Raw genomic sequence first — 23367 nt, forward strand, 5'->3', positions numbered from 1 at the left:
TCTTGCCGTCGGTCATGCGGCGGGATAGTGTCGTCGGATGACGACGGATGCGCGACGGGTGGTGGCATCCGCGGTGTCCGAGCAGCTGGAATGCCACGGCGGCGGCCTCGGGTGGCTCGCGGGGCAGATGGGGACGACGGTGGTCACACTCCGGCGGCGCCTGGAGGCGCGCAGCGACTTCACGGTCACCGAGCTCGCGGCCATCGCCGCCGCGCTCGACATCTCTCCGACGCTGCTCGTGCCGCCCCGGCATCCTTCGCCCTGACCCGACCGCCGCGCCGGGTACGGGGGCGGGTATCGTGGCGGCATGAAGACTGTTCCGTTCGGGCCCACCGTCGCGCCTTCCGTCATCGCCGGCATGATGCGCATCGACGACAAAGACGATGCACACATCCGCGACCTGTACCGCGCCGCGCGCGACTCGGGCATCGACTTCTTCGATCACGCCGACATCTACGGCGGCAGCATGCACCACTGCGAGTCGCGGTTCGCCGACGCACTGCAGCTGAGCGCCGCCGAGCGCGACGAGATCGTGCTGCAGACCAAGTGCGGCATCGTGCCCGCGCAGGGGATGTTCGACTTCTCGTACGACCACATCATGACGCAGGTCGAGGGGTCCCTCCGGGCGCTGCGCACCGACCGCCTCGACGTGCTGCTGCTGCACCGCCCCGACGCGCTCGTCGAGCCCGAGGAGGTCGCGCGGGCGTTCGACGAGCTCGAGGCGTCGGGCAAGGTCCGCGCGTTCGGCGTCTCCAACCACACGCCGCGCCAGATCGACCTGCTGCGCACGGCCGTCCGACAGCCGCTGATCGCCAACCAGCTGCAGCTGTCGATCACGCATGCGCCGATCGTGGCGCAGCCGATCGCGATGAACATGGCCGGCGAAGAGCAGAGCGTGGTCCGCGACGGCGGCGGCATCGTGGAGTACTGCCGCATCAACGGCATCACGGTGCAGGCGTGGTCGCCGTTCCAGGGCGGCTTCTTCACCGGAGTCTTCCTCGGCAACCCCGAGTACGCCGAGCTGAACGCCGTGATCGACCGGCTGGCCGCAGCCTACGACGTGACGCCCCTCGCGATCGCGACCGCGTGGATCACCCGGCACCCCGCGAAGATGCAGGTGGTGCTCGGCACGACCACCCCGCAGCGCGTGCGCGACGCCGCAGCCGGCGCCGACATCGAGCTCACCCGCGCCGAGTGGTACGAGCTGTTCCGGGCCGCCGGGCACCTGCTGCCGTAGCGCGGATACTCTGAGATCATGCCGTTCCTGTTCTCGATCCTGGTCGTCGTGCTGATGATCGGCGCGCTGATCGACATCATCACGCGGGACGGCTCGCAGGTGAAGTACCTGCCGAAGATGGTGTGGCTGATCATCGTGATCCTGCTGCCTCTGATCGGCGGCCTGCTGTGGTTCGGCCTCGGTCGCGACTACGGCGACGGCGGCATCCCGATCCCGCGGATGCGGCGTGCCGCGCGTGCGCCCCGGCCCGCGCCGGTCGATGTGCTCCCCGCGCCGCCGGTCGACATCCGCACGACCGAGCAGCAGATCGCCGACCTCGACCGCGAGATCGAGGAATGGCGCCTGCGGCAGGAGATCGAGCAGCGCAAGAGCGACACCGATGAGAGTGGACAGGTCTGACATGGCGAAACGTGCGGTCATCGGCGGAGGGTCGGGGTTCCTCGGCACGGCGTTGAAAGAGGCGCTGGAGCAGGACGGATACGACGTCCGCGTGATCGGCCGCAACGGACCCGATGCGCGGTGGGACGACCCGGCGTCGATTCTGCGCGTGGTCGACGGCGCGGACCTGCTGGTCGGCCTGGCGGGCAAGGCGATCGACGTGCGCTTCACCGACCGCAACCGCGAGGAGTTCCTCGACTCGCGCCTCGACACCACCCGCGCCCTGCACGAGGCGGTCGAGCGTTCGGCGAACCCGCCGGCGGTGTGGATGAACGCCAGCAGCGCGACGGTCTACCGGTACGCGCTGGATCGCCCTCAGACCGAGGCCGACACCGACTTCGACACCGGCTTCTCGCCCGACGTGGCCCTGGCCTGGGAGGACGAGCTCTTCCGCGGCGATCTGCCCGGCACGCGCCGAGTGGCGCTGCGCATCACGATCGTCATCGGCGACGGGCCGGCGACGGACCTGTTCTTCCAGCTCGCGCGCTGGGGCCTGGGCGGGCCGCAGTTCGACGGCTGGTGGTTCCGTCATGACCGCTACCGCGGCATCGGCCCGCACCCGACCGAGCCGGAGCATCCGCTCGGCACGCGCTCGCGCGGACGGCAGAAGTTCAGCTGGATCCACGTCGACGACCTGGTGGGCGCGGTGCGGTTCATCCGCGACAACCCGTCGATCGAGGGGCCGGTCAACCTGTCGGCGCCGACACAGACCGACAACCGCGGGCTGATGGCCACGCTTCGTCGCGTGGTCGGGATGCCGTTCGGCATGCCCGCCTGGCGGTTCATGCTCGAGCCCGCGATGTGGGTGCTCCGCAAGGAACCCGAACTCGTGCTGAAGAGCCGGTGGGTCGCCCCGAAGGTGCTCACCGACGCCGGCTACGAATATGCCTACCCGGAGCTCGAGCCGGCGCTGCAGGACGCCTGGGATCAGCGCAGACGCTGATCAGCGCGTCTTCGCCGCGACGTAGCGGTCGACATTGGCGGAGGACAGTACTTCGCGCGCGACCATGATCGCCGCCCCCAGCACCGCGGCGCGGTCGCCGGCCTGCGACTGCACGATCGCGAGGTGCTGTGTCGCCAGCGGGATCGAGCGACGGTAGACGACCTCGCGCACCCCGGCGAGCAGGTGCTCGCCGGCACGGGCGATGCTGCCGCCCAGGACGATGATCGAGGGGTTGAGCAGGTTCACGACGGTGGCGAGCACCTCGCCGACATCGCGCCCCGCCTGGCGCGTGGCGTCGATCGCGGCGGCATTGCCGGAGCGCACGAGATCGACCACGTCCGACGCGCTGTGCGCCTCGTGCCCGTCGGCGGTGAGTGCCAGAGCGAGTGCCGATCCGCTGGCGAGGGCCTCGAGGTCGCGCTGGTCGCCCGGTTCGCGCGGTGATCCGGCGGCCATCGGCACCTGCACGTGGCCCATGTCGCCGGCCGACCCCTGGGCGCCGCGCTGCAGCTGACCGCCGGCGATGATGCCCGCACCGATGCCGGTGGACACCTTGACGAAGAGCAGATCGTCGACCTGCGGCCAGCTGGTGGCCTGCTCGCCGAGCGCGAGGATGTTCACGTCGTTGTCGACGAGCACCGGCACGTCGAACGTCTGCTGCACGTACCCCGGCACGTCGAAGCGATCCCACCCCGGCATGATCGGGGGGTTGGTGGGTCGGCCGGTGGAATGCTCGACCGGGCCGGGCACGCCGATGCCGACTCCCAGAAGCGGCAGCCCCGTTGATGTCGACGCCTCGAGCAGCGCCGCGCCGTCGGCGAGGATGAGGTCGAGCAGACGCTCGGGTCCGTCGCCGATGTCGATCGTGCGCGTGCGTGCGTCGAGGATCACGCCGGCGAGGTCGGCGACCGCGACGGTGGCATGCGTGGCTCCGAGGTCGACCGCGAGCACCAGACCGGCGCGGGCGTTGAAGGCCACGCGTGCGGGCGGGCGGCCGCCGGTCGACACCGCCTCCCCGGCGGGCCGCAGCAGGTCGGCGCCGAGCAGGGCGTCGACGCGCAGCGCCACCGTGGAGCGGGCCAGCCCCGTGAGGGAGGCGAGCTCCGCCTTGGTGCGCGCGTGCCCGTCTCGGAGGATCTGGAAGATCTCGCCGGCGCCGGGACTGGTCGCGGGGACCGGCCTCAGAACGTCAACCATTGCGTCAGTAAACCACAGGCTTTGACCGCCATCGCGATCGACTTCGAATTATGTTCCGATAACTTTTGACGAAGACCTAGCAAAAGTCGCACGGCGTGTGTCACACTCGCTCCCATGACAACGGATGTCACAGACACCGGTCTCGGAACGATCCGAGCCGGCATCCTCGGCGGAGGATTCATGGCCCGCGTGCACCGCACCGCGGCCCGAGACGCCGGCGGCGAGCTGCTCGCCGTCGCCACCCGCTCCGCCACCGGCGGCCGCGACGCGGCACTCGCTCTGGGAGCGCAGCGCGCCGAGGCCGACGCCACAGCTCTCCTCGACGCCGGCGACATCGACGTCGTGCACATCTGCACCCCGAACACCACGCACGCCGTGCTGGCGCTGCGGGCACTGGAGGCCGGCAAGCACGTGGTCTGCGAGAAGCCGCTGGCGACCTCTGCTTCCGATGCCCGGGCGCTCGCCGACGCCGCTGCCGCGTCGGGTCGCATCGCGGCAGTGCCCTTCGTCTACCGCTACCACCCGATGGTGCGCGAGGCGCGGGCCCGGGTGGCGCGCGGCGACATCGGCGACCTGCTCACGCTCGACTGCTCGTATCTGCAGGACTGGATGCTGCTGCCCACCGACGACGACTGGCGCGTGCGGTCGGCCTCCGGCGGCGCGTCGCGCGCATTCGCCGACATCGGCTCGCACCTCTGCGACCTGCTCGAGTTCGTGATCGGCGAGCGCATCACCGCGCTCAGCGCCCGCACCCGCCGGGTCTACCCGGAGCGGGCCGGCAGCGCGGTGGACACCGAGGACATCGTGGCGGTGCTGGTGGAGACGGCGTCGGGAGCGCTGGGAACCCTGCTGATCTCGCAGATGGCCGCAGGGCGCAAGAACGCCCTGACGCTGGAGCTGCACGGTTCGAAGCAGAGTCTGCGCTTCGAGCAGGAGCGACCGGAGGAGCTGTGGGTGGGCATGCGCGAGGAGTCGCGGCTGCTGCTGCGCGACCCCGCGGCATCCACCCCGGCATCCGCCCGCCTGCAGCGTGTGCCCGCCGGCCATGCCATGGGCTACCAGGACGCGTTCAACGGCTTCATCGCCGACGTGTACGCGGCGATCGCCGGCGGGCAGCCCGAGGGGCTGCCGACATTCGAGGACGGATACCGCTCGGCCGTCGTCACAGAGGCGGTCCTCGCCTCGGCGGCCGACGACGGACGATGGGTGGAGGTGACAGCATGACCGCGACCACGACCGAGTCGGTGCTCGCCGTGTCGGGCATCCGCAAGTCGTTCTTCGGCGTCGAGGTGCTCTCGGGCATCGACTTCGACGTGCGACCGGGCGAGGTGCACGGACTGGTGGGCGAGAACGGTGCCGGCAAGTCGACGCTGATGAAGATCATCGCCGGCGTGCAGCCCGCCGACGAGGGCGTCATCGCCTATCGCGGCGAAGAGGTGCACCACAGCCACCCCCGCCAGGCGATGGACGCGGGCATCGTGACGGTGTTCCAGGAGTTCACGCTGCTGCCCGAGCGCACGGTCGCCCAGAACGTCTACCTCGGGCGGGAACCGCGTCGCGCCGGGTTCGTCGACCAGCGCGCCATGAACACCCGCACGGCGGCACTGCTCGCCGACCTGGGAGTGTCGTTCATCGACCCGCAGGCGCGCGTGGGCTCGCTCACCGTGGCCGAGCAGCAGATCGTCGAGATCGTGAAGGCGCTCTCCTTCGACGCGCGGGTGATCTCGATGGACGAGCCGACCGCCGCCCTCAGCGACCATGAGGTCGAGCTGCTCTACGCGATCATCCGCACGCTGACCGCGCGCGGCGTGGCCGTGATCTACGTGTCGCACCGGCTGAAGGAGATCTTCGACCTCTGCGACCGCATCACGATCCTCAAGGACGGCGCGCTCGTGTCGACCGATGAGACCGCGGCGCTCACCACCGACGAGCTGGTGCGACGCATGGTCGGCCGGTCCATCCAGTCGTACTTCCCGGCACCGGTCGAGGGCACCGCGGTCGGGGAGCCCCGGCTCGAACTGCAGGACTGCGGCAACGCGTTCGTCGACGGGGTGTCGCTGACGCTGCGGGCCGGCGAGATCGTCGGCATCGCAGGGCTGCAGGGGTCCGGGCGCACCGAGCTCGTCGAGGGCATCTTCGGAATCCAGGGATTCGCGCGGGGCGAGATGCGCATCGACGGCCGACCGGTGCGCATCACGAGCGCCCGCGCCGCCGTGCGCGCCGGGCTCGCGCTGGTGTCGGAGGACCGCAAGGCGCAGGGCCTCGCGCTCGGCCAGTCGGTGCTCGACAACGCGCTGCTGGTGGTGCGCAGCGTCTTCTCGGGCCGGACCTCGGCCTCACGGCGCGAGGTGCCCGGGGTGCTGAGCTCGCTCGAGATCAGCTCCCGCGGCGTGGACCAGGAGGTGCGGTTCCTCTCGGGCGGCAACCAGCAGAAGGTCGTGCTGGCGAAGTGGCTGCTCACGCAGCCGCAGATCGTGCTGTTCGACGAGCCGACCCGCGGCATCGACGTCGGCGCCAAGTACGCCGTCTACCAGCTGATGCGCGAACTGGCCGCGAGCGGCAAGGCCGTGCTCATGGTCTCGAGCGAACTCCCGGAGGTGATCGGCATGAGTGACCGCATCCTCGTGATGCACGACGGCGAACTCGTCGCCGAGCTGCCCGCCGGATCGGCCGAGCACGAGATCCTCCGCGCCGCCACCGGCGCCGACATCGACGGAGGTGTCCGATGAAGCGGCTGCGGATCGACTCGACCGTCATCGTCCTCGGCATCCTGCTGCTCACGCTCGTGATCGGCGCGATCCTGGTGGCGACTGTCGGGCGCAACTTCCTGAGCCCCGGTAACATCCGCGACATCCTCACCGGAATGAGCGTGCTCGGACTCGTCGCGATCGGGCAGACACTGGTCGTGATCGGCGCCTCGCTCGATCTCTCGGTGACCTACGTGATCAGCCTCGCGAGCCTGCTGGCGGCGACCGTGATGAACGGGAACCCGGCGAACATCCCGGCGGCTGTGCTGATCACCCTCCTGGTCTGCGCGGGCATCGGCCTGCTCAACGGGCTCATCGTCACCGTGCTCAAGGTCAACGGCTTCATCGCCACCCTCGGAGTCGGACTCATCCTTCAGGGCATTCTCAACACCAACTTCCAGGGCTCAGCGGGCACCGTCCCGTGGGAGTTCCAGCTGATCGGCGCGACCGGCGTCGGCCCGGTGCCGGTGTCGACCATCATCATGATCGTTCTCGCGGTGCTGATCTGGTTCCTGCTGAACCGCACCCGCACGGGAGCACACCTGTACGCCGTCGGCGGCGACCCCGAGATCGCGCGCCTGTCGGGTGTGCGCACCCGTCCGCCGCTGATCGCCGCGCACGTCCTGTGCTCGGTGTTCGCCGGTCTCGCCGGACTGCTGCTCGCCAGCCGCCTCGGCGTCGGCAGCCCCACCGTCGGCCAGCAGGGCGGATACGCGCTGCTCTCGATCGCCGCGGTCGTGCTCGGCGGAACGCTGCTGCTCGGCGGCCGCGGCTCGATCTGGGGAACGATCGGCGGCGTCGCGATCCTCGCGGTCGTCGACAGCGTCATGAGCGTGATGCAGGTGAACCCGTTCCTGAAGGACGTGGTGCGCGGCGTCGTGATCGTCGCCGCGGTCGCGGTCTACAGTCGACGGGCGATCGTGCGGCGGCGCCCGCGCTTCGGCGCCGGAGGCACCCGCACCGGAGGGGATGACGCGGCGAAGGCGGCGGAGCCCGAGATGGCGGCGGCGGCGTCGCAGCTCGAGACGAACCCGCTCACCGACACGACCCCGCTCACCGATACGACCCCTGCGCATACGACTCCCACGGCGGAAGGAGGGCGCGCATGAACGCCCTGCGTGCACTCGTGAGCCCACGGGGAGCGGTCTTCCTGCTCCTGGTGCTCCTGCTCATCGCCGTCACCGTGCTGAACCCGAGCTTTGCGGAGCCCGGTCAGTTCATGCGCTTCATCCAGCGCGTCGCCCCCATCGCGATCGTCGCGATCGGCCAGTTCTTCGTGATCATCGCGGGCGAGTTCGACCTCTCGCAGGGCTCTCTCATCACCGCGCAGGTCATCATCGCCGGCAACCTCGTCGGCGAAGACGACTCCCGCACGGTGCCGGTGCTGCTGCTCATGATCGTGTTCGGCGTGGTCGTCGGGCTCGTGAACGGGGTGATCACGACGCTGCTGAAGGTGCCGTCGTTCATCGTCACCCTGGGCATGATGCTCGCGCTGCTCGGCGGCGTGATGTGGTGGACCGGGGAGCGGCGACCGGCAACCCCGCCGACAGCTTCCGCGAGATCGGCCGCGGCGGCATCCGCGACGTGCCGTTGCTCGAGTTCATCCCGTGGGCGGTGTTCCTGCTGATCGGCTGGCTCGCGCTGGGCATCTGGATCACCAAGCGCCCGCTCGGCAAGCTCCTGATCGCGGTCGGCGACAACGCCAGGGCCGTCGACTACGCGGGTGCGCGCAGCGCCTGGGTCACGACCCGCGCGTTCGTGATCTCGTCGCTCTCGGCGTCGCTCTCGGCCGTGCTGCTGGTCGGATACGCCGGCGTGCACCCCTCGGTCGGACGCGGGTACGAGTTCATCGCGATCACCGCGGTCGTGCTCGGCGGTGTCGTGCTCGGCGGTGGACGAGGATGGATCGTGGCCGCGGTCGCCGGAGCCTTCGCGCTCGAAGCGCTGTTCATGCTGCTCAACATCGCCGGCGTCCCCTCCACTCTCCGCGACGCCGTCCAGGGCGTCATCATCATCGCCGCCGTCGCGTACTCCGCCGTCGCCTTCCGCGCACGCCGCCGACGCGGCCCCCGCGCCTCCGACATCCCCTCGTCCGACATCCCCAGTTCCGACACGACCTCAGAAATCCCCGAAACCCGCACCATCCACACAGAAACAAGAGGAGTTTGACAATGCGTCGATCGATGAAGATCGCCACCGCAGGGGTGGCTCTCTTCGGCCTCATCGCGCTCGCCGGGTGTACGACAGACCCGTCCGTCGCGCCGGCCGAGTCCGACAGCCCCGAGGAGTCGGCAGAGACGACCGAGTGGTTCGACCAGGAGCTGTTCGACAAGCAGAACGAGGAACGCGGCGTCGAGCCGCAGGGCCCGGCCGATCAGCCGTACCTGCAGCACATCAACGCCGAGATGGTCGACACGTCGGCCTTCGCGAGCGCGGGTGCCAAGAAGGCCTGCTTCGCCAACGCCTCGATCTCGAACCCGTGGCGTCAGACGGGCTGGATCACCATGAACGAGCAGCTCAAGGCGCTGCAGTCCGAGGGCGCGATCAGTGAGATGGAGACCCGCGACGCGCAGGACTCCGATGACACGCAGATCGCCGACATCGACTACTTCATCGCCGAGGGCAACTGCGACGTCTTCCTGATCTCGCCCAACAGCACCGCCGCCATGACCCCGGCCGTGGAGCGCGCCTGCGAGACCGGCAAGCCGGTCATCGTGTTCGACCGCGGTGTGAACACCGACTGCCCGGTCACGTTCATCCACCCCATCGGTGGATTCGCGTGGGGCATCGACACCGCCGAGTTCCTCATCGACAACCTCGAAGAGGGCGACAAGGTCGTCGCGCTCCGCATCCTCCCCGGTGTGGACGTGCTCGAGCACCGCTGGGCGGGAGCGGAGAAGCTCTTCGACGAGGCCGGCATCGAGGCCGTGGATCACTTCACGGGCGCCGACCCCGCCGAGATCAAGAGCATCATCAGCGACGAGCTCGCCAAGGGCGACGTGCACGGCATCTGGATGGATGCCGGAGACGGAGCGGTCGCGGCCATCGAGGCGTTCGAGGACGCGGGAGCGGACTACCCGGTGATGACCGGTGAAGACGAGATGAGCTTCCTGCGCAAGTGGAAGGACACCGGGCTGACCGGCCTCGCTCCGGTGTACTCGAACTTCCAGTGGCGCACGCCGCTGCTCGCCGCCCAGATGGTGTTCGCGGGCCAGGAGGTGCCGAAGGAGTGGGTGCTGCCGCAGAAGCCGATCACCGAGGGGGAGCTCGACCAGTACCTCGAGGAGAACGACGGCATGCCGGACGGTCACTACGCCAAGTTCGGCGGGGAGACCCTGCCGGGCTACCCGACGGTCTGGCAGGAGCGCCAGATCCCGTAACCGCTGACGCTCCCACCCTTCCGTCCCGCTCGCGCGGGGTGGGAGGGTGGGAGCATTCTCACGAGAGGACGCAGGATGCCGCGCACGATCGCCGTCAACACCTGGGTGTGGACGTCGCCGCTGACGGATGCCGCGCTCGAGCCGCTCGCCGAGAAGGCCGCAGCGCTCGGGTACACCGCCCTCGAGCTGCCGCTGGAGAACCTGGGCGACTGGGACCCGGCGCGCGTGCGCGATGTGCTCGACGGGCTCGGTCTCGGCGCGATCGTGATCGGCGCGATGGGGCCCGGTCGCTCGCTCCTCGCCCGTGCCGGAGATGTCGGGGCGACGCAGGAGTACCTGCGTGCGTGCCTCGCAGCCGCGCAGATCGTCGGGTCGGATGTCGTCGCCGGGCCGTTCTACGCCCCGACCGGCGTGACCTGGCGGATGGATGCCGCGGAGCGCACCGCGGCGGTGCGGGAGCTGCGCGAGAACCTCGCCCCGCTCGCCGATGACGCAGCCCAGCTCGGGATCACCCTCGCCGTCGAGCCGCTCAACCGCTACGAGACCAGCGTGCTCAACACGGTCGAGCAGAGCCTGGACGCCCTCGCACCGCTGCTCGGGTCGGGTGTGGGGTTGGCGCTGGACACCTATCACCTGAACATCGAGGAGAAGAAGCCGGCCGACGCCGTTCGGGCGGCGGGTGCCGCCATCGCGCACGTGCAGGTCTGCGGCAGCGACCGCGGCGCCGTGGGCGACGATCACTCGGACTGGCCCGCGTTCCTCGAGGCCCTCGACGACGCCGGCTACACCGGAGCGCTCGGGCTCGAGAGCTTCACGGGCGAGAACGCCACGATCGCGGTCGCCGCCTCGGTCTGGCGCCCGCTCGCCCCCAGCCAGGACGAGCTCGCCGCGCGCAGCATCACCGCCCTCCGCGCGCTCGGCGCCCTCAGCATCCCGACTCAGGCCCTCGGCATCCCCACTCAGAAAGAGCACCCATGACTTCGACTCCCGCCCCCACGAACGCCTCGACGCGCCCGGTCACACTGTTCACCGGACAGTGGGCCGATCTGCCGTTCGAGGAGGTCGCCCGGCTCGCGGCGGAGTGGGGGTACGACGGGCTGGAGGTCGCGGCATCGGGCGACCACCTCGACCTGCGGCGGGCCGATGAGGATGACGCGTATGTCGCCTCGCGCCGCGAGATCCTCGACCGGCACGGCCTGCAGATCTTCGCGATCTCGAATCACCTGGCCGGCCAGGCGGTGTGCGACGCGCCGATCGACTTCCGCCACCAGGCGATCCTGCGCGACTACGTCTGGGGCGACGGCGAGGCGGAGGGCGTGCGGCAGCGTGCGGCCGACGACATGAAGCGCGCCGCGCGCGTGGCCCGCAAGCTCGGTGTCGACACGGTGGTGGGCTTCACCGGGTCATCGATCTGGCCGTACGTGGCGATGTTCCCGCCGGTGCCCGCGTCGGTCATCGAGGGCGGCTTCGAGGACTTCGCCGCCCGCTGGAACCCGATCCTCGACGTGTTCGACGGCGAGGGGGTGCGATTCGCGCACGAGGTGCACCCCGGCGAGATCGCGTACGACTACTGGTCGAGCGTGCGCGCCCTCGAGGTGATCGAGCACCGGGAGGCGTTCGGGTTCAACTGGGACCCCTCGCACATGATGTGGCAGAACATCGATCCCGTCGGGTTCATCGTCGACTTCGCCGACCGGATCTACCACGTGGACTGCAAGGACACCCGGATGCGTCCGCACAACGGGCGCGCGGGCGTGCTGGGATCGCACCTGCCGTGGGGCGACCCGCGGCGCGGGTGGGACTTCGTCTCGACCGGTCACGGCGACGTGCCGTGGGAGGACTCGTTCCGCGCGCTGGACGCGATCGGATACACCGGTCCGATCTCGATCGAGTGGGAGGACGCCGGCATGGACCGTCTGCACGGCGCCGCCGAAGCCGTGACCTACGTGCGGTCTCTGCTGTGGCCGAAGCCCACCGCCGCGTTCGACGCCGCCTTCCGCAACCAGTGATCACCCCCGCGAACAGGAACCCCATGCCGATCCAGCACACCGTCGTCTTCCGCCTCGGGCACCCCGACGGATCGGCCGAGGAACGCGAGTTCCTGGCCACCGCTCACGCGGTCCTCACCTCGATCCCCGGCGTGGAGCGGTTTACGATCCGTCGCCAGGTGAGCGCGAAGAGCGACCTCACCCACCAGTTCTCGATGGTGTTCGCCGATCAGGCCGCGTATGACGCGTACGACCGGCATCCGGCCCACCGCGCCTTCGTGTCGGAGCGGTGGGTGCCGGAGGTCACGTCATTCCAGGAGTACGACTTCGTGGAATGAGCCGAGGTTCGTGGAGTGAGCCGAGGTTCGTGGAGTGAACCGGGGCTTCGCGGAGCCGGCGCGCGCTCAGCGCTCGCGCAGACGCACCAGTCGTTCGTGCCCGGTCTCCTCGAGCTCGGTGATCTCGTCGCGTGACTTCAGGAAGTCCGAGAACGAGCGGTAGCCGAGCGCCTTCTCGCTGAACGACGGATCCATCCGGCGCATGTGGGTCTTGACCGCGGAGCTGTGCAGCCACTCGTCGGCGTCGGCCTTGTCGTGTCCGAGGCGCAGCGCGCGCTCGAGCAGCTGCGTCGCCTCGCCCTGCTCGTCGAGCTTGGTCTCGACCGGCTCCTCGACCTTCGGCGGAGCGGTCTTGGCGCGGCGGGTGCGGGGTGCGGCCTTCGTCTTGACGGCCGCGTCACCGTTCTCCGCGCTGTCGGCGCTGCCGGTGGCGTCGGCCGGCTCGGCGACGGTCGGCACGGTCTCGGGCACCACGATGGCGGGCTTGCTCGGGCGCACGACGCCGGTCAGCGAATCGTAGGCCTCGAACTCGTCGCACGCGGCGGCGAGGGACTTCGCGGTCGAGCCGGCCACGCCGACGCCGATCACGTAGCGCCCCAGGCGCTTGCAGCGCTGGGCCAGGGGCACGTAGTCGCTGTCGCCCGCGACGATCACCACGTGGGTGAGGTCGGGAAGGCGGAACATGTCCTCGACCGCATCGACGGCGAGACGGATGTCGGCGCCGTTCTTCGCGTACGCGGCGGCGGGGAACAGCTGCACCAGGTCGACCGCGCGGGCCACGAGCTGCGAGCGGTACACGGCGTTGACCGGCGATGACCAGTCCGCGTAGGCGCGGGTGAGCACGAGGGTGCCGAAAGAGGCGGCGTAGTCGATGATCGCGCCGACCTCGATCATCGCGCGGCTCAGACGCTCGGCGACCTCGGGGTCGTTCGGGTTCTCGGCGATTCGCTGGCGGTCCTTGCCGTACGCATTGCGGCCGTGCACGCGGTCGTACCAGGAGATGACGATGTTGTCGAAGTCGAGGTAGACGGCGACGCGGGTCGCATTGGGATCAGCCACGGTCGGCCTCCTCGCGGGGGTAGCGCACCCCGATCTGCGCGCGGATCTCGTCGAGCGTCCCCATGATGGCCACGCTCTCGGCGATCGGGAGGATGTCGCCCTCGGGCTTGCCCTCGCGCACCAGCCGCTCGGCGGCGAGCGCCTGATACTGCATGCCGCGACCGTCGACCTCGGAGGTGTACTCCTCGACGACGGTGCCGTCGGGCTGCACGACGCGGAACGTGGTGGGGCAGTACCAGACCCGGTCGATGTCGATGCGCGCGTCGGTGCCGATGATGCTCGCGGCGTTGGGGCCCGCTGCGCGCGAGGAGGACAGGCTCGTGGAGATCGCGCCGCCCTCGTGCGTCATGACCGTGGCGACCTCGGCGTCGGCGCCGGTCTCGACCAGGCGTGCGACGGCGCGGATGTCGGTGGGCGCGCCCAGGATGTCCCAGATGAAGGAGATCGGGTAGATGCCGAGGTCGAGCAGGGCGCCGCCGCCGAGGGCGAGGTCGTTGAGCCGGTGCGTCGGGTCGGACGGCAGCAGCTGCGTGTGGTCGGCGGTGACGGCACGGATCTCGCCGAGCGTTCCGGCGGCGATGATCTCGCGGATGCGCACCATGTGCGGCAGGTACCGGGTCCACATCGCCTCCATGGCGAGAAGGCCCTTCTCGGCGGCGAGACGCTGCAGGTCCTCGGCCTCGGCCCGGTTCAGCGTGAACGCCTTCTCGACGAGCACATGCTTTCCGTGCTCGAGGGCGAGACGGGCGTTCTCGTGGTGCATCGGATGCGGCGTCGACACGTAGATGATGTCGATCTCGGGATCGGAGACGAGCGCCTCATAGGACGGATGCGCCCGCGCGATGTCGAAACGGGCGGCGAAGGCGTCGGCGGACTCCTGAGATCGCGACCCGACGGCCGCGAGATCGAGCCCTGCCACGCGCAGGTCGGATGCGAAGGCGCCGGCGATGCCGCCGGTCGCGAGGATTCCCCAACGAAGACCAGTCATCATCTCAGCGTAGGGGGTGGAGCCCGTGTGACGGTCTGTTGCATCGCGTGACGCCCGGCATCGATCGCCTGGCCGCACCTCACGGTCCTTCGTAGCGTGACGGCATGAGCGAACCCCTGATCATCGGCGCCATGGTGCGCACCCTCGGCGCGTATCCCTCCGGGTGGCGACAGGAGGGCGCGCACCGGGATCCGGCTCGTGACGCCGGCATCCTGCGCCGGGTCGCCCGGGCGGGGGAGGACGCCGGTCTGGACTACCTCTTCTTCGGCGACTGGCTGGCCACGGGCCCCGACCTCGAGTTCCGCGACCCCTATCTGCTGGCGCGGATCGACCCGGTGAGCGCGGTGCTGTTCCTCGCCGGCCTCACCTCGCGCATCGGGCTGATCGCCACCGTGAACACCACCTATGCCGACCCGTACACGACCGCGCGGTCGCTGGCATCGCTCGACGTGCTCACCGGGGGTCGCGCGGGGATCAACCTCGTCACCGGCGCCGAGCCGCGAGCCGCGGGCAACCACGGCCGCGATGCGCACGCCGACAACGTCAGCCGCTACGACCGCGCCGAGGAGTTCGTCACCGCGCTGCGCAGGCTCTGGGACTCGTGGAGCGAGGACGCCTGGATCGCAGATGCCGCGCGCGGCGTGCTCATCGACCCGCAAGGCCTGCGCGCAGCGGACCTGCGGGGCGCGCACCTCGGCGTGACCGGACCGCTGAACGTGGCCAGACCACCGCAGGGGCAAATCCCGATCGTGCACGCGGGCACCTCGCCGCGGTCGAGGGCACTCGCGGCGACCGAGGCCGACCTCGCGTTGATCGCTGCCCCCACCCTGGCCGATGCGATCGCGGTGCGCCGCACACTGCACGACCTCGCAGCGGACGCTGGGCGCTCGCCGCAGACGGTGAAGGTGATCGCCCCCGTGCTTCCCGTCGTCGCCGACACCGACGCCGACGCGCATCGGATCGTCGAGCGCCTGCTCGCCCTCGTGCCGCTCGCGGAAGGCCATCAGATCGCGCGAACGGCGTTCCCGCCGAACCGGACGGTCGCGGCCCTGGCCGATGCGCTGGGCGTGGCAGCGGACGACCCGCTGCGGTCCGCCGCGTTCGACACCCCGGTGACCGCGGCGGAGGCGGAGCGACTGGGCGCCGACGGCACCGCCCTGATCGAGCGTCTCGCCCGCATCGCCGGACTGCGTGTTGCGGGTGAGTCGGGGTCGGCGGTCACCTGGCGGCATCTGGTCGCCGCCCACGCCGTACCGGCCGCGTTCGTCGTCGGCGATGCATCCGCCATCGCGGACCACTTCGAGACGTGGCGCGACGCGGGAGCGGCCGACGGCTTCAACGTGCTCTCGGCGTTCCAGCCGGCGCAGTTCGAGGCGTTCACCCGCCTCGCGGCCCCCGAACTACGACGCCGCGGACTGCTCGGACGCGACGGCGCGACCCTGCGCGAACGCCTCGGCGTGGCCGAGACCGCGGTCGAGCCCGCCCTTGCATGACGCCGCATGACGCGACGCGTCGGCCCGTGACATGCACCCGGCGACACCCCGAGCGCGTCTCTACCGTGATCTACACAGCCCGCATCACAGCCCGCACCACAGCCCGCTCCACAGCCCGCTCCACAGCCCTTCAGGAGGCCCTCGAATGAACCGCCGCATCGTCCGCGCCGCAGCCCTCGCGCTCCCGTTCGTGATGGCCGCCGGTCTCGTCGCCTGCGCCACCTCGCCCGCTCCGGCGAACGCGCCGGACGCCGCCGGCGACCCCGTCACGGGCGGAACGCTCACCTATCTCGAGCACCAGACCTACACGAACCTCTATCCGCCGCAGGCCGGCTTCTACCCCAACGGCGGCATCGTCAACAACATCGCCGCCCGCCTCACGTGGCAGAACCCCGAGTCTCTCGAGATCGAGCCGTGGATCGCCACGAACTGGACCGTGAACGCCGACGCGACCGAGTACACGTTCGACCTGCAGCCCGACGTCACCTTCTCTGACGGCACGGTGCTCGACGCCGCTGCCGTGAAGAAGAACTTCGACACCTACGGGCTCGGCGACGCCGAGCGCGGGCTGACCGTCTCCGAGGCGATCAACAACTACGCCGGCAGCGAGGTGGTCGACGCCGACACGGTCACGTTCCGCTTCTCGGCGCCGGCACCCGGATTCCTGCAGGCGACCTCCACCATCAACTCGGGCTTGCTCTCGCCCGAGACTCTCGACGGCACGATCGAGGACTTCGGCGCCGGCAACGCGGCCGAGATCATCGGTGCCGGACCCTTCACGGTGACCGACGAGAAGCTCGGCACCGAGTACACCCTCACCGCGCGCGAGGATTACGGCTGGGCGCCCGAGAGCGCCGAGAACCAGGGCCGCGCCTACGTCGACGCCGTGCACGTGCTGGTCACACCCGAGGACTCGGTGCGCATCGGCTCGCTGCTCGCCGGACAGGCCGACTACGTCCGCTACGTGCAGGCGTTCGACGAGGACCGCGTCGAGAGCGCCGGCTTCACGCTTCACGCCCCGCAGACCCGCGGCGTGAACAACGCGATCAGCCTGCGTCCGAGCAACCCACTGCTGGCCGACATCCGCGTGCGCCAGGCGCTCGTGGCCGCGGTCGACGCGCAGGAGGTCGTCGACACGCTGTTCACCGAGAACTACCCGGTGGCGACGTCGGTGCTCTCGTCCGAGGCGCTCGGCTACAAGGACGAGTCGGAGCACTACGGCTACGACCCGAAGAAGGCGGAGAAGCTGCTCGACGAGGCCGGATGGACGCCGGGATCCGACGGCATCCGCGAGAAGGACGGCGAGCGCCTCGCGATCACCGTCTACGAGGCGAAGCCGCAGCCGCTGTCGAAGCAGACGCTCGAACTCATCGCCCAGCAGCTGGCGAAGGTCGGCGTCGAGCTCACGGTCAAGCCGGGCGACGCGGGGAGCTACGCCGAGGACACCCGCGATCCGCTGAAGACCGGCTTCTATCACTCGATGGTCGGCCGCGCGGACCTCGATGTGATCAAGAGCCAGTTCTTCACCAAGAACCGCGACACGCTGATCTCAAACGACGCCGAGCTCGACGCGCTGCTGCTCGCCGTGGCATCCGAGCCCGACGCCGACAAGCGCATCGCCGCCTCGCAGGCCGTGCAGGACTACATCGCCGAGCAGGCCTACGTGATCCCGCTCTTCGAGGAGCCGCAGGTCTACGGCACCGCGACGTACGTGCAGGGCGTGGCCTTCGAGTCGGTGGGTCGTCCGACCTTCTCCGGCGTGTGGCTGGCCGAGCACTGAGCGACCGGGAGATGTGATGCTCTTCGTCCTCCGACGAGCCGGACAGGCCGCGATCGTTCTGATCGCGGCCTTCACGGCCACCTTCTTCCTGCTGCAGCTGCTGCCGGGCGACGCCATCCTGATCAAGTTCTCGGACCCGAGCCTGGGGCTGACGCCCGAGCAGCTCGACGGCATCCGCGCCACCTACGGCGCTGACCTGCCCTGGTGGCAGCAGTACCTGCATGCCGGGCTCGGCTTCCTCGGCGGCGACTTCGGCTACTCGACCCAGTTCGGCACCCCGGTGCTGACCATGCTGGCCGAGGCGCTGCCCTCGACCCTGCTGCTGGCCTCGCTCGGCCTCGTCGTGGCGCTGCTGATCGCGGTGCTCATCGCGGGACTGTCGTCGCTCGCTCCCTTCGCGTGGCTGCGCGACGGACTGCGGCAGGTGCCGGGGCTCTTCGTTGCCGTGCCGGTGTTCTGGCTCGGCATCCTGCTCATCCAGGTGTTCTCCTTCGGTCTCGGGTGGGTGCCGATCGTCGGCGCCGATCCGGTGAGCGGCCTGATCCTGCCGGTGCTCACTCTGGCGGTGCCGATCTCGGCGCCGCTGGCCCAGGTGCTGGTGCGGGCGGTCGATCAGGTGCAGGCCCAGCCGTTCATCACCGTGGTGCGTGCCAAGGGCGCCCCGCCGGTCTGGGTGCTGACCCGCTCGGTCGCACGGAACGCGGCGCTGCCGACCCTGACCATCGCGGGGGTGCTGTTCGGCGAGCTCGTGGGCGGCGCCGTCGTCACCGAGACGGTGTTCGGCCGCACCGGCATCGGGCGCCTGACGGAGCAGGCGGTCGCCAACCAGGACATCCCCGTGCTGCAGGGCGTCGTGCTGCTGTCGGCGCTCGGCTTCGTGCTGATCAGCTTCGCGGTCGACCTGGTCACCCCGCTCATCGATCCGCGCCAGCGCCGCATCGCTCATGCCACGAGTCCTCGCGCTCTTCAGGAGGTGCCCGCATGACCGCAGTCACGCCTGTTCCGGTGGATCACCGGGCTCCGGTGCCGCATGCCGCTCCGGAGGATGCCTCCGCGGTGCCGTCATCACACCGCCGCACCCGCCGCCGCCAGCCGTGGGACCTGTATCTCGCGATCGCCGTCGTCGTGCTCGCCGTGCTGTGGGCCGTCGTGCCCGGGCTCTTCGCACCGGGTGACCCGCTGACCGGGACCCCCGTCGACAAGCTGCTCGCCCCGAGCGCTGCGCACTGGTTCGGCACCGACACCCTCGGTCGCGACCTGTTCGGCCGCGTGATCCACGGCACCGTGCACTCGCTCTCGGGTGCGCTGATCGCCGTGACGGTCGGACTCGCGCTCGGCACGCTGATCGGCGCCGTCGCCGGAGCGGTGGGCGGCGTGCTCGACGACGTCCTGATGCGGGTCGTCGACGTGCTGCTCGCGATCCCGGGGCTGCTGCTGTCGCTGTCGGTGATCATCCTGCTCGGGTTCGGCACCGTGAACGCCGCGATCGCCGTGGGCCTGGGCAGCGTCGCCGCCTTCGCCCGGCTCATGCGGGCCGAGGTCGCCCGGGTGCGCCGGACCGAGTACGTCGAGGCCGCGTACGGCAGCGGGGCGACGTTCGTCGCGGTGCTGTGGCGGCACGTGCTGCCCAACTCGCTCACCCCGATCGTGGCGCTCGCGGCGCTGCAGTTCGGCACCGCGATCCTGGCGATCTCGACGCTCGGCTTCCTCGGCTACGGCGCCCCGCCGCCCACGCCGGAGTGGGGCCTGCTGATCGCCGAGGGCCGCAACTACGTCGGCACCGCGTGGTGGCTCACCGCCCTGCCCGGACTCGTCGTCGTCGCCGTCGTCCTCAGCGCCAACCGCATCAGCCATCGCATCGGAAGGGATGTCCGATGAGTGTTCTCACCGTCGACGGACTCCAGGTCTCGTACGCCAACCGCACCGGCCGACGCGCCGTCGTGCACGGGGTGTCGTTCGTCATCGGAGAGGGCGAGACGCTCGCGCTCGTCGGAGAATCGGGGTCCGGCAAGTCGACCACGGCGCATGCGCTGCTGGGGCTGCTGCCCGCCGGCGGCGCGGTCGACGGCGGGCGCGTGCGCCTGGGCGAGCTGGAGATCTCGGGCTGGTCGGACCGCGCGCTCCGCGGCATCCGCGGTCCGCAGATCGGGCTCGTGCCGCAGGATCCGACCACCTCGCTGAACCCGGTGCGCACGATCGGGGCGCAGGTCGAAGAGATCCTGCGCCTGCACGGGCACCGCGACCGTCGCTCGCGTCGCGCCCGGGTGATCGAGCTGCTCGACCGGGTGGGGATCGACGATCCTGAGCTGCGGGTGCGCCAGTACCCGCACGAGCTGTCGGGAGGCATGCGCCAGCGCGTGCTGATCGCCACCGCGATCGCCCTGCGCCCGCGGCTGCTGATCGCCGACGAGCCCACCAGCGCCCTCGACGCCACCGTGCAGCGGCGCGTGCTCGACCTGCTCGACGAGCTGCGGCGTGAGGAGGGCACCAGCATCCTGCTCGTGACGCACGACCTCGGTGTCGCCGCCGACCGCGCCCAGCAGCTCGTGGTGCTCAAGGACGGACGCATCGTCGAGCGGGGGCCGAGCGCCGCGGTGCTCGACGCCCCGACCGATGCCTATACGCGCCAGCTGCTCGCCGACGCCCCGGCGTTCACCACGGGATTCCGCCGCCCGGAGGCGCCGCCGTTCCTGCGCGACGCGGCCGCGGTCGCCGCCGAGAACCCGTACGCCATCGTCGCCGACGCGCTGGTGAAGGAGTTCGCCGTCGCGGGGCGCGAGCGCTTCCGCGCCGTCGACGACGTGTCGTTCCGCGTGCGGCGCGGCACCACGCATGCTCTCGTGGGGGAGTCGGGCTCGGGCAAGACCACCACCGCACGCCTGGTGACGCGGTTCGAGAAGCCTGATGCCGGCACGATCGAGGTCGCGGGGGCCGACGTCACCACGGCCTCGGGTGAGCGACTGCGCACGCTGCGCCGCCGCATCCAGCTCGTCTACCAGAACCCGTTCGCCTCGCTGGACCCGCGCCAGCAGATCGTCGACATCGTGGCGGAGCCGCTGCAGAACTTCCGCGAGGGGTCGCGGCAGCAGCGGCGTGACCGCGCACTGGCGCTCATCGACCGCGTGTCGCTGCCCGCCGACGTCGCCCAGCGCACGCCGCGGGAGCTGTCGGGCGGTCAGCGTCAGCGCGTGGCGATCGCCCGCGCGCTCGCCATCGACCCCGACATCGTGGTGCTCGACGAGGCGGTGTCGGCCCTCGACGTCACGGTGCAGGCGCGCATCCTCGAACTGCTCACGTCGCTGCAGTCCGAGCTCGGACTGACCTATCTCTTCATCTCGCACGACCTCGCCGTGGTGCGCCGCATCAGCCACACGGTCTCGGTGATGCGCCGCGGGCGGATCGTCGAGGAGGGCGCCACCGAGGAGCTCTTCCGCGACCCGCAGCAGGACTACACCCGGGAGCTGCTCGCCGCGGTCCCCGGCCGAACGGAGGTTCCCTCATGAGCGGTCCCGCCCCCACAGTCGCATTCTTCACGCGCCTGCTCGACGACGCCGCACCCGCCGAGCGCTATGCCCTCGCGACCGCGCAGATCCAGCACGCGGAGCGCCACGGCATCGGTCGCGCCTGGGTCGCGCAGCACCACTTCCACGCCGCGGAGGGCGGTCTGCCGTCGCCGCTGGTGTTCCTCGCGAACGTCGCGGCGCAGACCACGCGCATCCGCCTCGGCACCGGGGTGATCACCCTGTCGCTGGAGGATCCGGTGCGCGTGGCGGAGGATGCCACGGTCGCCGACCTGCTCGCCGCCGGACGCCTCGATCTCGGGCTCGGCAGCGGCGGGACCCCGTCGTCGTTCGTGCCCTTCGGCGAGGACGTGAACCACAAGGCCGCGACCTACGACCGCAAGCTCGGCGTGCTGCTCGACGCGCTCACCGGGCGAGACGTCGGTGCGGGCAACACGCTGTATCCCGACTCCGCCGGCCTCGCCGAGCGTGTGTGGCAGGCGACGTTCTCGGCCCCCGGCGGACACCGCGCGGGCGTGCACGGACACGGCCTGCTGCTCTCGCGCACGCAGCCCCGCCCGGTCGAGTCGCTCCACGCCCCGCTCTCGGCGCTGCAGGACCCCATCATCGACGCCTACCTCGCCGCGTTGCCGGCCGGGGTCGCCCCGCGCATCACGGCCTCGCGCACGGTGTTCGTGGCCGACGATCGCGACGAGGCGCTGCGCTTCGCCGAGGTGGGGCTGCGTCGCGCCGCCGCGGGCTTCCGTCGCCAGGGCCAGACCATTCCCGGCGACTCCCTCGACGAGCTCATCGTCGCCCTCGACACGCACCTGGGAACGCCCGAGGAGGTGGCCGCATCACTCGCCGCCGACACGACGCTGGCGCGCGCCACCGAGGTGGCGTTCCAGGTGCACTCGGTGGATGCTCCGCACGCGCACGTGCTGAGGTCGATCGAGCTCTTCGCCGCCGAGGTCGCCCCGGCGCTCGGCTACGCGCTCGACCAGACTCCGACCGCGAACCCGAACCCGACCCCGAACCCATCACTGACCCTGAAGGAGAACGCATGAGCCACGACATCGTCGACCAGATCCTGGAGGTGACGCCGGAGCTCGACCAACTGCGCCGCCGCCGCCCGGTCACGCGTGAGCAGCTGCAGGCCAGCTTCGACGCGCTGTTCCAGCCCGTCTCCACTGCGCACGTCACGCAGGCCGAACGCGAACTGGTAGCGGCCTTCGCAACGGCCCTCGCCGGTCCGCTCGATGCGACCGCCGCGTTCTACGCCGCGCGCGCCACCGACGCCGATCCCGAGCGCGCCGCCGTCGTGCAGGCCGAGGCCGTTGCATCCGCCGTCGCCGGTCCCTTCGGCGCCTACACGGAACTCGGTCTGCAGAGCGAGAACACCGACGGTCTGCGCTACGCACCGACTGACACCGCGGTCACCGTGCTGGGCGAGCGTCTCGCCGCGGCGCTGACGCACACGCACCTGCTGGTGCTGCGGCCCCGCGAAGCCGCAGGCGCCGACCTCGGCCGGCTCCTCGACGCCGGATGGAGCGCCGACGGCATCATCACGCTCTCGCAGCTGGTGTCGTTCCTCGCCTTCCAGCAGCGCGTCGTCGCCGGGCTCCAGGTGCTCTCCCGGGAGGTGGCAGCATGACCAGCACCAGCACCAGCACGGCAGCAGAGCTCCGGCACACCGACGCCGCGCACCCGCACGACTTCACGCGGGCCGAGGTCGGCTGGACCCCTCATCTCGCGCCGCTGGCCGAGGACGAGCTGACCGAGCGCCACTACGACGGGCTGGTCGACGCGGCCCGGGCCAAGAACGACTACTTCCGTCTGCTCGCCCGCGACCCCGAGGTATTGAAGGCGAGGACCCTGGTCGATAAAGACATCTTCTACAACGTCGCCGAGGGGCTGCCGCGCGCCGAGCGCGAGCTGGCGGCCACGGCGGCCTCGCGTCGCAACGGCTGCGTGTTCTGCGCGTCGGTGCACGCGCGGTTCGCGGCGCACCACAGCAAGCGCATCGACGACGTCGATCTGCTGCTCGACGAGGGTGTGGACGCAGATCTGGGGGAGCGGTGGAACGCGATCGTCGCGGCATCTGTCGCCCTCACCGACACCCCGGGCACGTTCGACGAGGAGCACATCGGCCGGCTACGGGCAGCGGGCCTCGACGATCTCGAGATCGCCGATCTGGTGCACGGCGCCGCGTTCTTCAACTGGGCCAACCGCCTGATGCTGTCGATCGGCCGCGCGGTCGCCCCGGCCTGAGTCAGGGG

The 23367-nt window shown here is 70.7% G+C and carries 24 protein-coding genes; 21 read left to right on the top strand and 3 right to left on the bottom strand.

Annotated features, from left to right (window positions below; genetic code table 11):
- Positions 1-37: 37 nt before the first annotated feature.
- From AC2D10_RS17420 to AC2D10_RS17435, 4 genes are read left to right on the top strand one after another with little or no spacing between them, the layout of a single operon-like run.
- The gene (locus AC2D10_RS17420; protein WP_484709421.1) at positions 38-265 is read left to right on the top strand and encodes a hypothetical protein; all 228 of its coding nucleotides are present in this window, start codon (positions 38-40) and stop codon (positions 263-265) included.
- A gap of 42 nt (positions 266-307) precedes the next feature.
- Entirely contained in the window at positions 308-1237 is a 930-nt protein-coding gene (locus tag AC2D10_RS17425) for an aldo/keto reductase (RefSeq protein ID WP_484709422.1), read from the top strand.
- Between the two features lie 18 nt (positions 1238-1255).
- Positions 1256-1636, top strand: a complete 381-nt coding sequence (locus AC2D10_RS17430; RefSeq protein WP_484709423.1) for a PLDc N-terminal domain-containing protein — start codon at positions 1256-1258, stop codon at positions 1634-1636.
- Position 1637: 1 nt separating this feature from the next.
- Positions 1638-2618 carry an epimerase gene (locus AC2D10_RS17435; RefSeq protein ID WP_484709425.1) on the top strand — a complete coding sequence of 327 codons (981 nt, stop codon included), beginning with the start codon at positions 1638-1640 and terminating at the stop codon, positions 2616-2618.
- Here AC2D10_RS17435 and AC2D10_RS17440 read toward each other — a convergent pair whose 3' ends face one another.
- Positions 2619-3815, bottom strand: a complete 1197-nt coding sequence (locus AC2D10_RS17440) for an ROK family protein (protein ID WP_484709427.1) — start codon at positions 3813-3815, stop codon at positions 2619-2621. It lies immediately after the preceding gene.
- 114 nt (positions 3816-3929) lie between these two features.
- Here AC2D10_RS17440 and AC2D10_RS17445 point away from each other — a divergent pair, with 114 nt between their 5' ends.
- From AC2D10_RS17445 to AC2D10_RS17485, 9 genes are all read left to right on the top strand, one after another.
- Positions 3930-5039 carry a Gfo/Idh/MocA family protein gene (locus tag AC2D10_RS17445; RefSeq protein WP_484709429.1) on the top strand — a complete coding sequence of 370 codons (1110 nt, stop codon included), beginning with the start codon at positions 3930-3932 and terminating at the stop codon, positions 5037-5039.
- Positions 5036-6544 (top strand): sugar ABC transporter ATP-binding protein, encoded by a 1509-nt coding sequence (locus AC2D10_RS17450; RefSeq protein ID WP_484709431.1) that lies wholly within the window; start codon positions 5036-5038, stop codon positions 6542-6544. The genes AC2D10_RS17445 and AC2D10_RS17450 overlap by 4 nt, the downstream gene beginning before the upstream one ends.
- Positions 6541-7671, top strand: coding sequence for an ABC transporter permease (locus AC2D10_RS17455; RefSeq protein WP_484709432.1), 1131 nt, complete (start codon positions 6541-6543; stop codon positions 7669-7671). Before AC2D10_RS17450 ends, AC2D10_RS17455 begins: the two co-directional genes overlap by 4 nt.
- Complete coding sequence (locus AC2D10_RS17460) at positions 7668-8189, top strand: ABC transporter permease subunit (protein WP_484709433.1); 522 nt, start codon at positions 7668-7670, stop codon at positions 8187-8189. Before AC2D10_RS17455 ends, AC2D10_RS17460 begins: the two co-directional genes overlap by 4 nt.
- Positions 8072-8731: an ABC transporter permease subunit gene (locus tag AC2D10_RS17465; RefSeq protein WP_484709435.1), complete on the top strand. Its 660-nt coding sequence runs from the start codon at positions 8072-8074 to the stop codon at positions 8729-8731. Before AC2D10_RS17460 ends, AC2D10_RS17465 begins: the two co-directional genes overlap by 118 nt.
- 14 nt (positions 8732-8745) lie before the next feature.
- The gene (locus tag AC2D10_RS17470) at positions 8746-9942 is read left to right on the top strand and encodes a substrate-binding domain-containing protein (RefSeq protein ID WP_484709437.1); all 1197 of its coding nucleotides are present in this window, start codon (positions 8746-8748) and stop codon (positions 9940-9942) included.
- 75 nt (positions 9943-10017) lie between these two features.
- Complete coding sequence (locus AC2D10_RS17475) at positions 10018-10920, top strand: sugar phosphate isomerase/epimerase family protein (RefSeq protein WP_484709440.1); 903 nt, start codon at positions 10018-10020, stop codon at positions 10918-10920.
- Positions 10917-11951 carry a sugar phosphate isomerase/epimerase family protein gene (locus AC2D10_RS17480; protein ID WP_484709441.1) on the top strand — a complete coding sequence of 345 codons (1035 nt, stop codon included), beginning with the start codon at positions 10917-10919 and terminating at the stop codon, positions 11949-11951. Before AC2D10_RS17475 ends, AC2D10_RS17480 begins: the two co-directional genes overlap by 4 nt.
- A 23-nt stretch (positions 11952-11974) precedes the next feature.
- Positions 11975-12268: a Dabb family protein gene (locus AC2D10_RS17485; protein ID WP_484709443.1), complete on the top strand. Its 294-nt coding sequence runs from the start codon at positions 11975-11977 to the stop codon at positions 12266-12268.
- A 66-nt stretch (positions 12269-12334) separates the two neighbouring features.
- Here the strand turns inward: AC2D10_RS17485 and AC2D10_RS17490 are convergent, their stop codons facing one another.
- Both AC2D10_RS17490 and AC2D10_RS17495 read right to left on the bottom strand, forming a co-directional pair.
- Positions 12335-13327, bottom strand: a complete 993-nt coding sequence (locus AC2D10_RS17490) for an NYN domain-containing protein (RefSeq protein WP_484709444.1) — start codon at positions 13325-13327, stop codon at positions 12335-12337.
- Positions 13320-14315: a Gfo/Idh/MocA family protein gene (locus AC2D10_RS17495; protein WP_484709447.1), complete on the bottom strand. Its 996-nt coding sequence runs from the start codon at positions 14313-14315 to the stop codon at positions 13320-13322. Before AC2D10_RS17495 ends, AC2D10_RS17490 begins: the two co-directional genes overlap by 8 nt.
- 104 nt (positions 14316-14419) lie before the next feature.
- On the opposite strand from AC2D10_RS17495, the gene AC2D10_RS17500 reads away from it, so the two are divergent.
- The 8 genes from AC2D10_RS17500 to AC2D10_RS17535 all read left to right on the top strand — a co-directional run bounded on the left by AC2D10_RS17500 (position 14420) and on the right by AC2D10_RS17535 (position 23359).
- Positions 14420-15808 (top strand): NtaA/DmoA family FMN-dependent monooxygenase, encoded by a 1389-nt coding sequence (locus AC2D10_RS17500; RefSeq protein ID WP_484709448.1) that lies wholly within the window; start codon positions 14420-14422, stop codon positions 15806-15808.
- Between the two features lie 145 nt (positions 15809-15953).
- Positions 15954-17588, top strand: a complete 1635-nt coding sequence (locus tag AC2D10_RS17505; RefSeq protein ID WP_484709450.1) for a TIGR04028 family ABC transporter substrate-binding protein — start codon at positions 15954-15956, stop codon at positions 17586-17588.
- Positions 17589-17604: 16 nt separating this feature from the next.
- Positions 17605-18573, top strand: coding sequence for an ABC transporter permease (locus AC2D10_RS17510; RefSeq protein ID WP_484709451.1), 969 nt, complete (start codon positions 17605-17607; stop codon positions 18571-18573).
- Complete coding sequence (locus AC2D10_RS17515; protein WP_484709454.1) at positions 18570-19466, top strand: ABC transporter permease; 897 nt, start codon at positions 18570-18572, stop codon at positions 19464-19466. The genes AC2D10_RS17510 and AC2D10_RS17515 overlap by 4 nt, the downstream gene beginning before the upstream one ends.
- Complete coding sequence (locus tag AC2D10_RS17520) at positions 19463-21091, top strand: dipeptide ABC transporter ATP-binding protein (protein WP_484709457.1); 1629 nt, start codon at positions 19463-19465, stop codon at positions 21089-21091. The genes AC2D10_RS17515 and AC2D10_RS17520 overlap by 4 nt, the downstream gene beginning before the upstream one ends.
- Positions 21088-22155 (top strand): putative FMN-dependent luciferase-like monooxygenase, encoded by a 1068-nt coding sequence (locus AC2D10_RS17525; RefSeq protein WP_484709459.1) that lies wholly within the window; start codon positions 21088-21090, stop codon positions 22153-22155. Before AC2D10_RS17520 ends, AC2D10_RS17525 begins: the two co-directional genes overlap by 4 nt.
- On the top strand, positions 22152-22742 hold the full coding sequence (locus tag AC2D10_RS17530) for a CMD domain protein (RefSeq protein ID WP_484709460.1): 591 nt from the start codon (positions 22152-22154) through the stop codon (positions 22740-22742). Before AC2D10_RS17525 ends, AC2D10_RS17530 begins: the two co-directional genes overlap by 4 nt.
- Positions 22739-23359, top strand: a complete 621-nt coding sequence (locus AC2D10_RS17535; protein WP_484709462.1) for an alkylhydroperoxidase domain protein — start codon at positions 22739-22741, stop codon at positions 23357-23359. Before AC2D10_RS17530 ends, AC2D10_RS17535 begins: the two co-directional genes overlap by 4 nt.
- Positions 23360-23367: the final 8 nt, after the last annotated feature.

It is taken from the genome of Microbacterium sp. PI-SA-G (assembly GCF_057215335.1).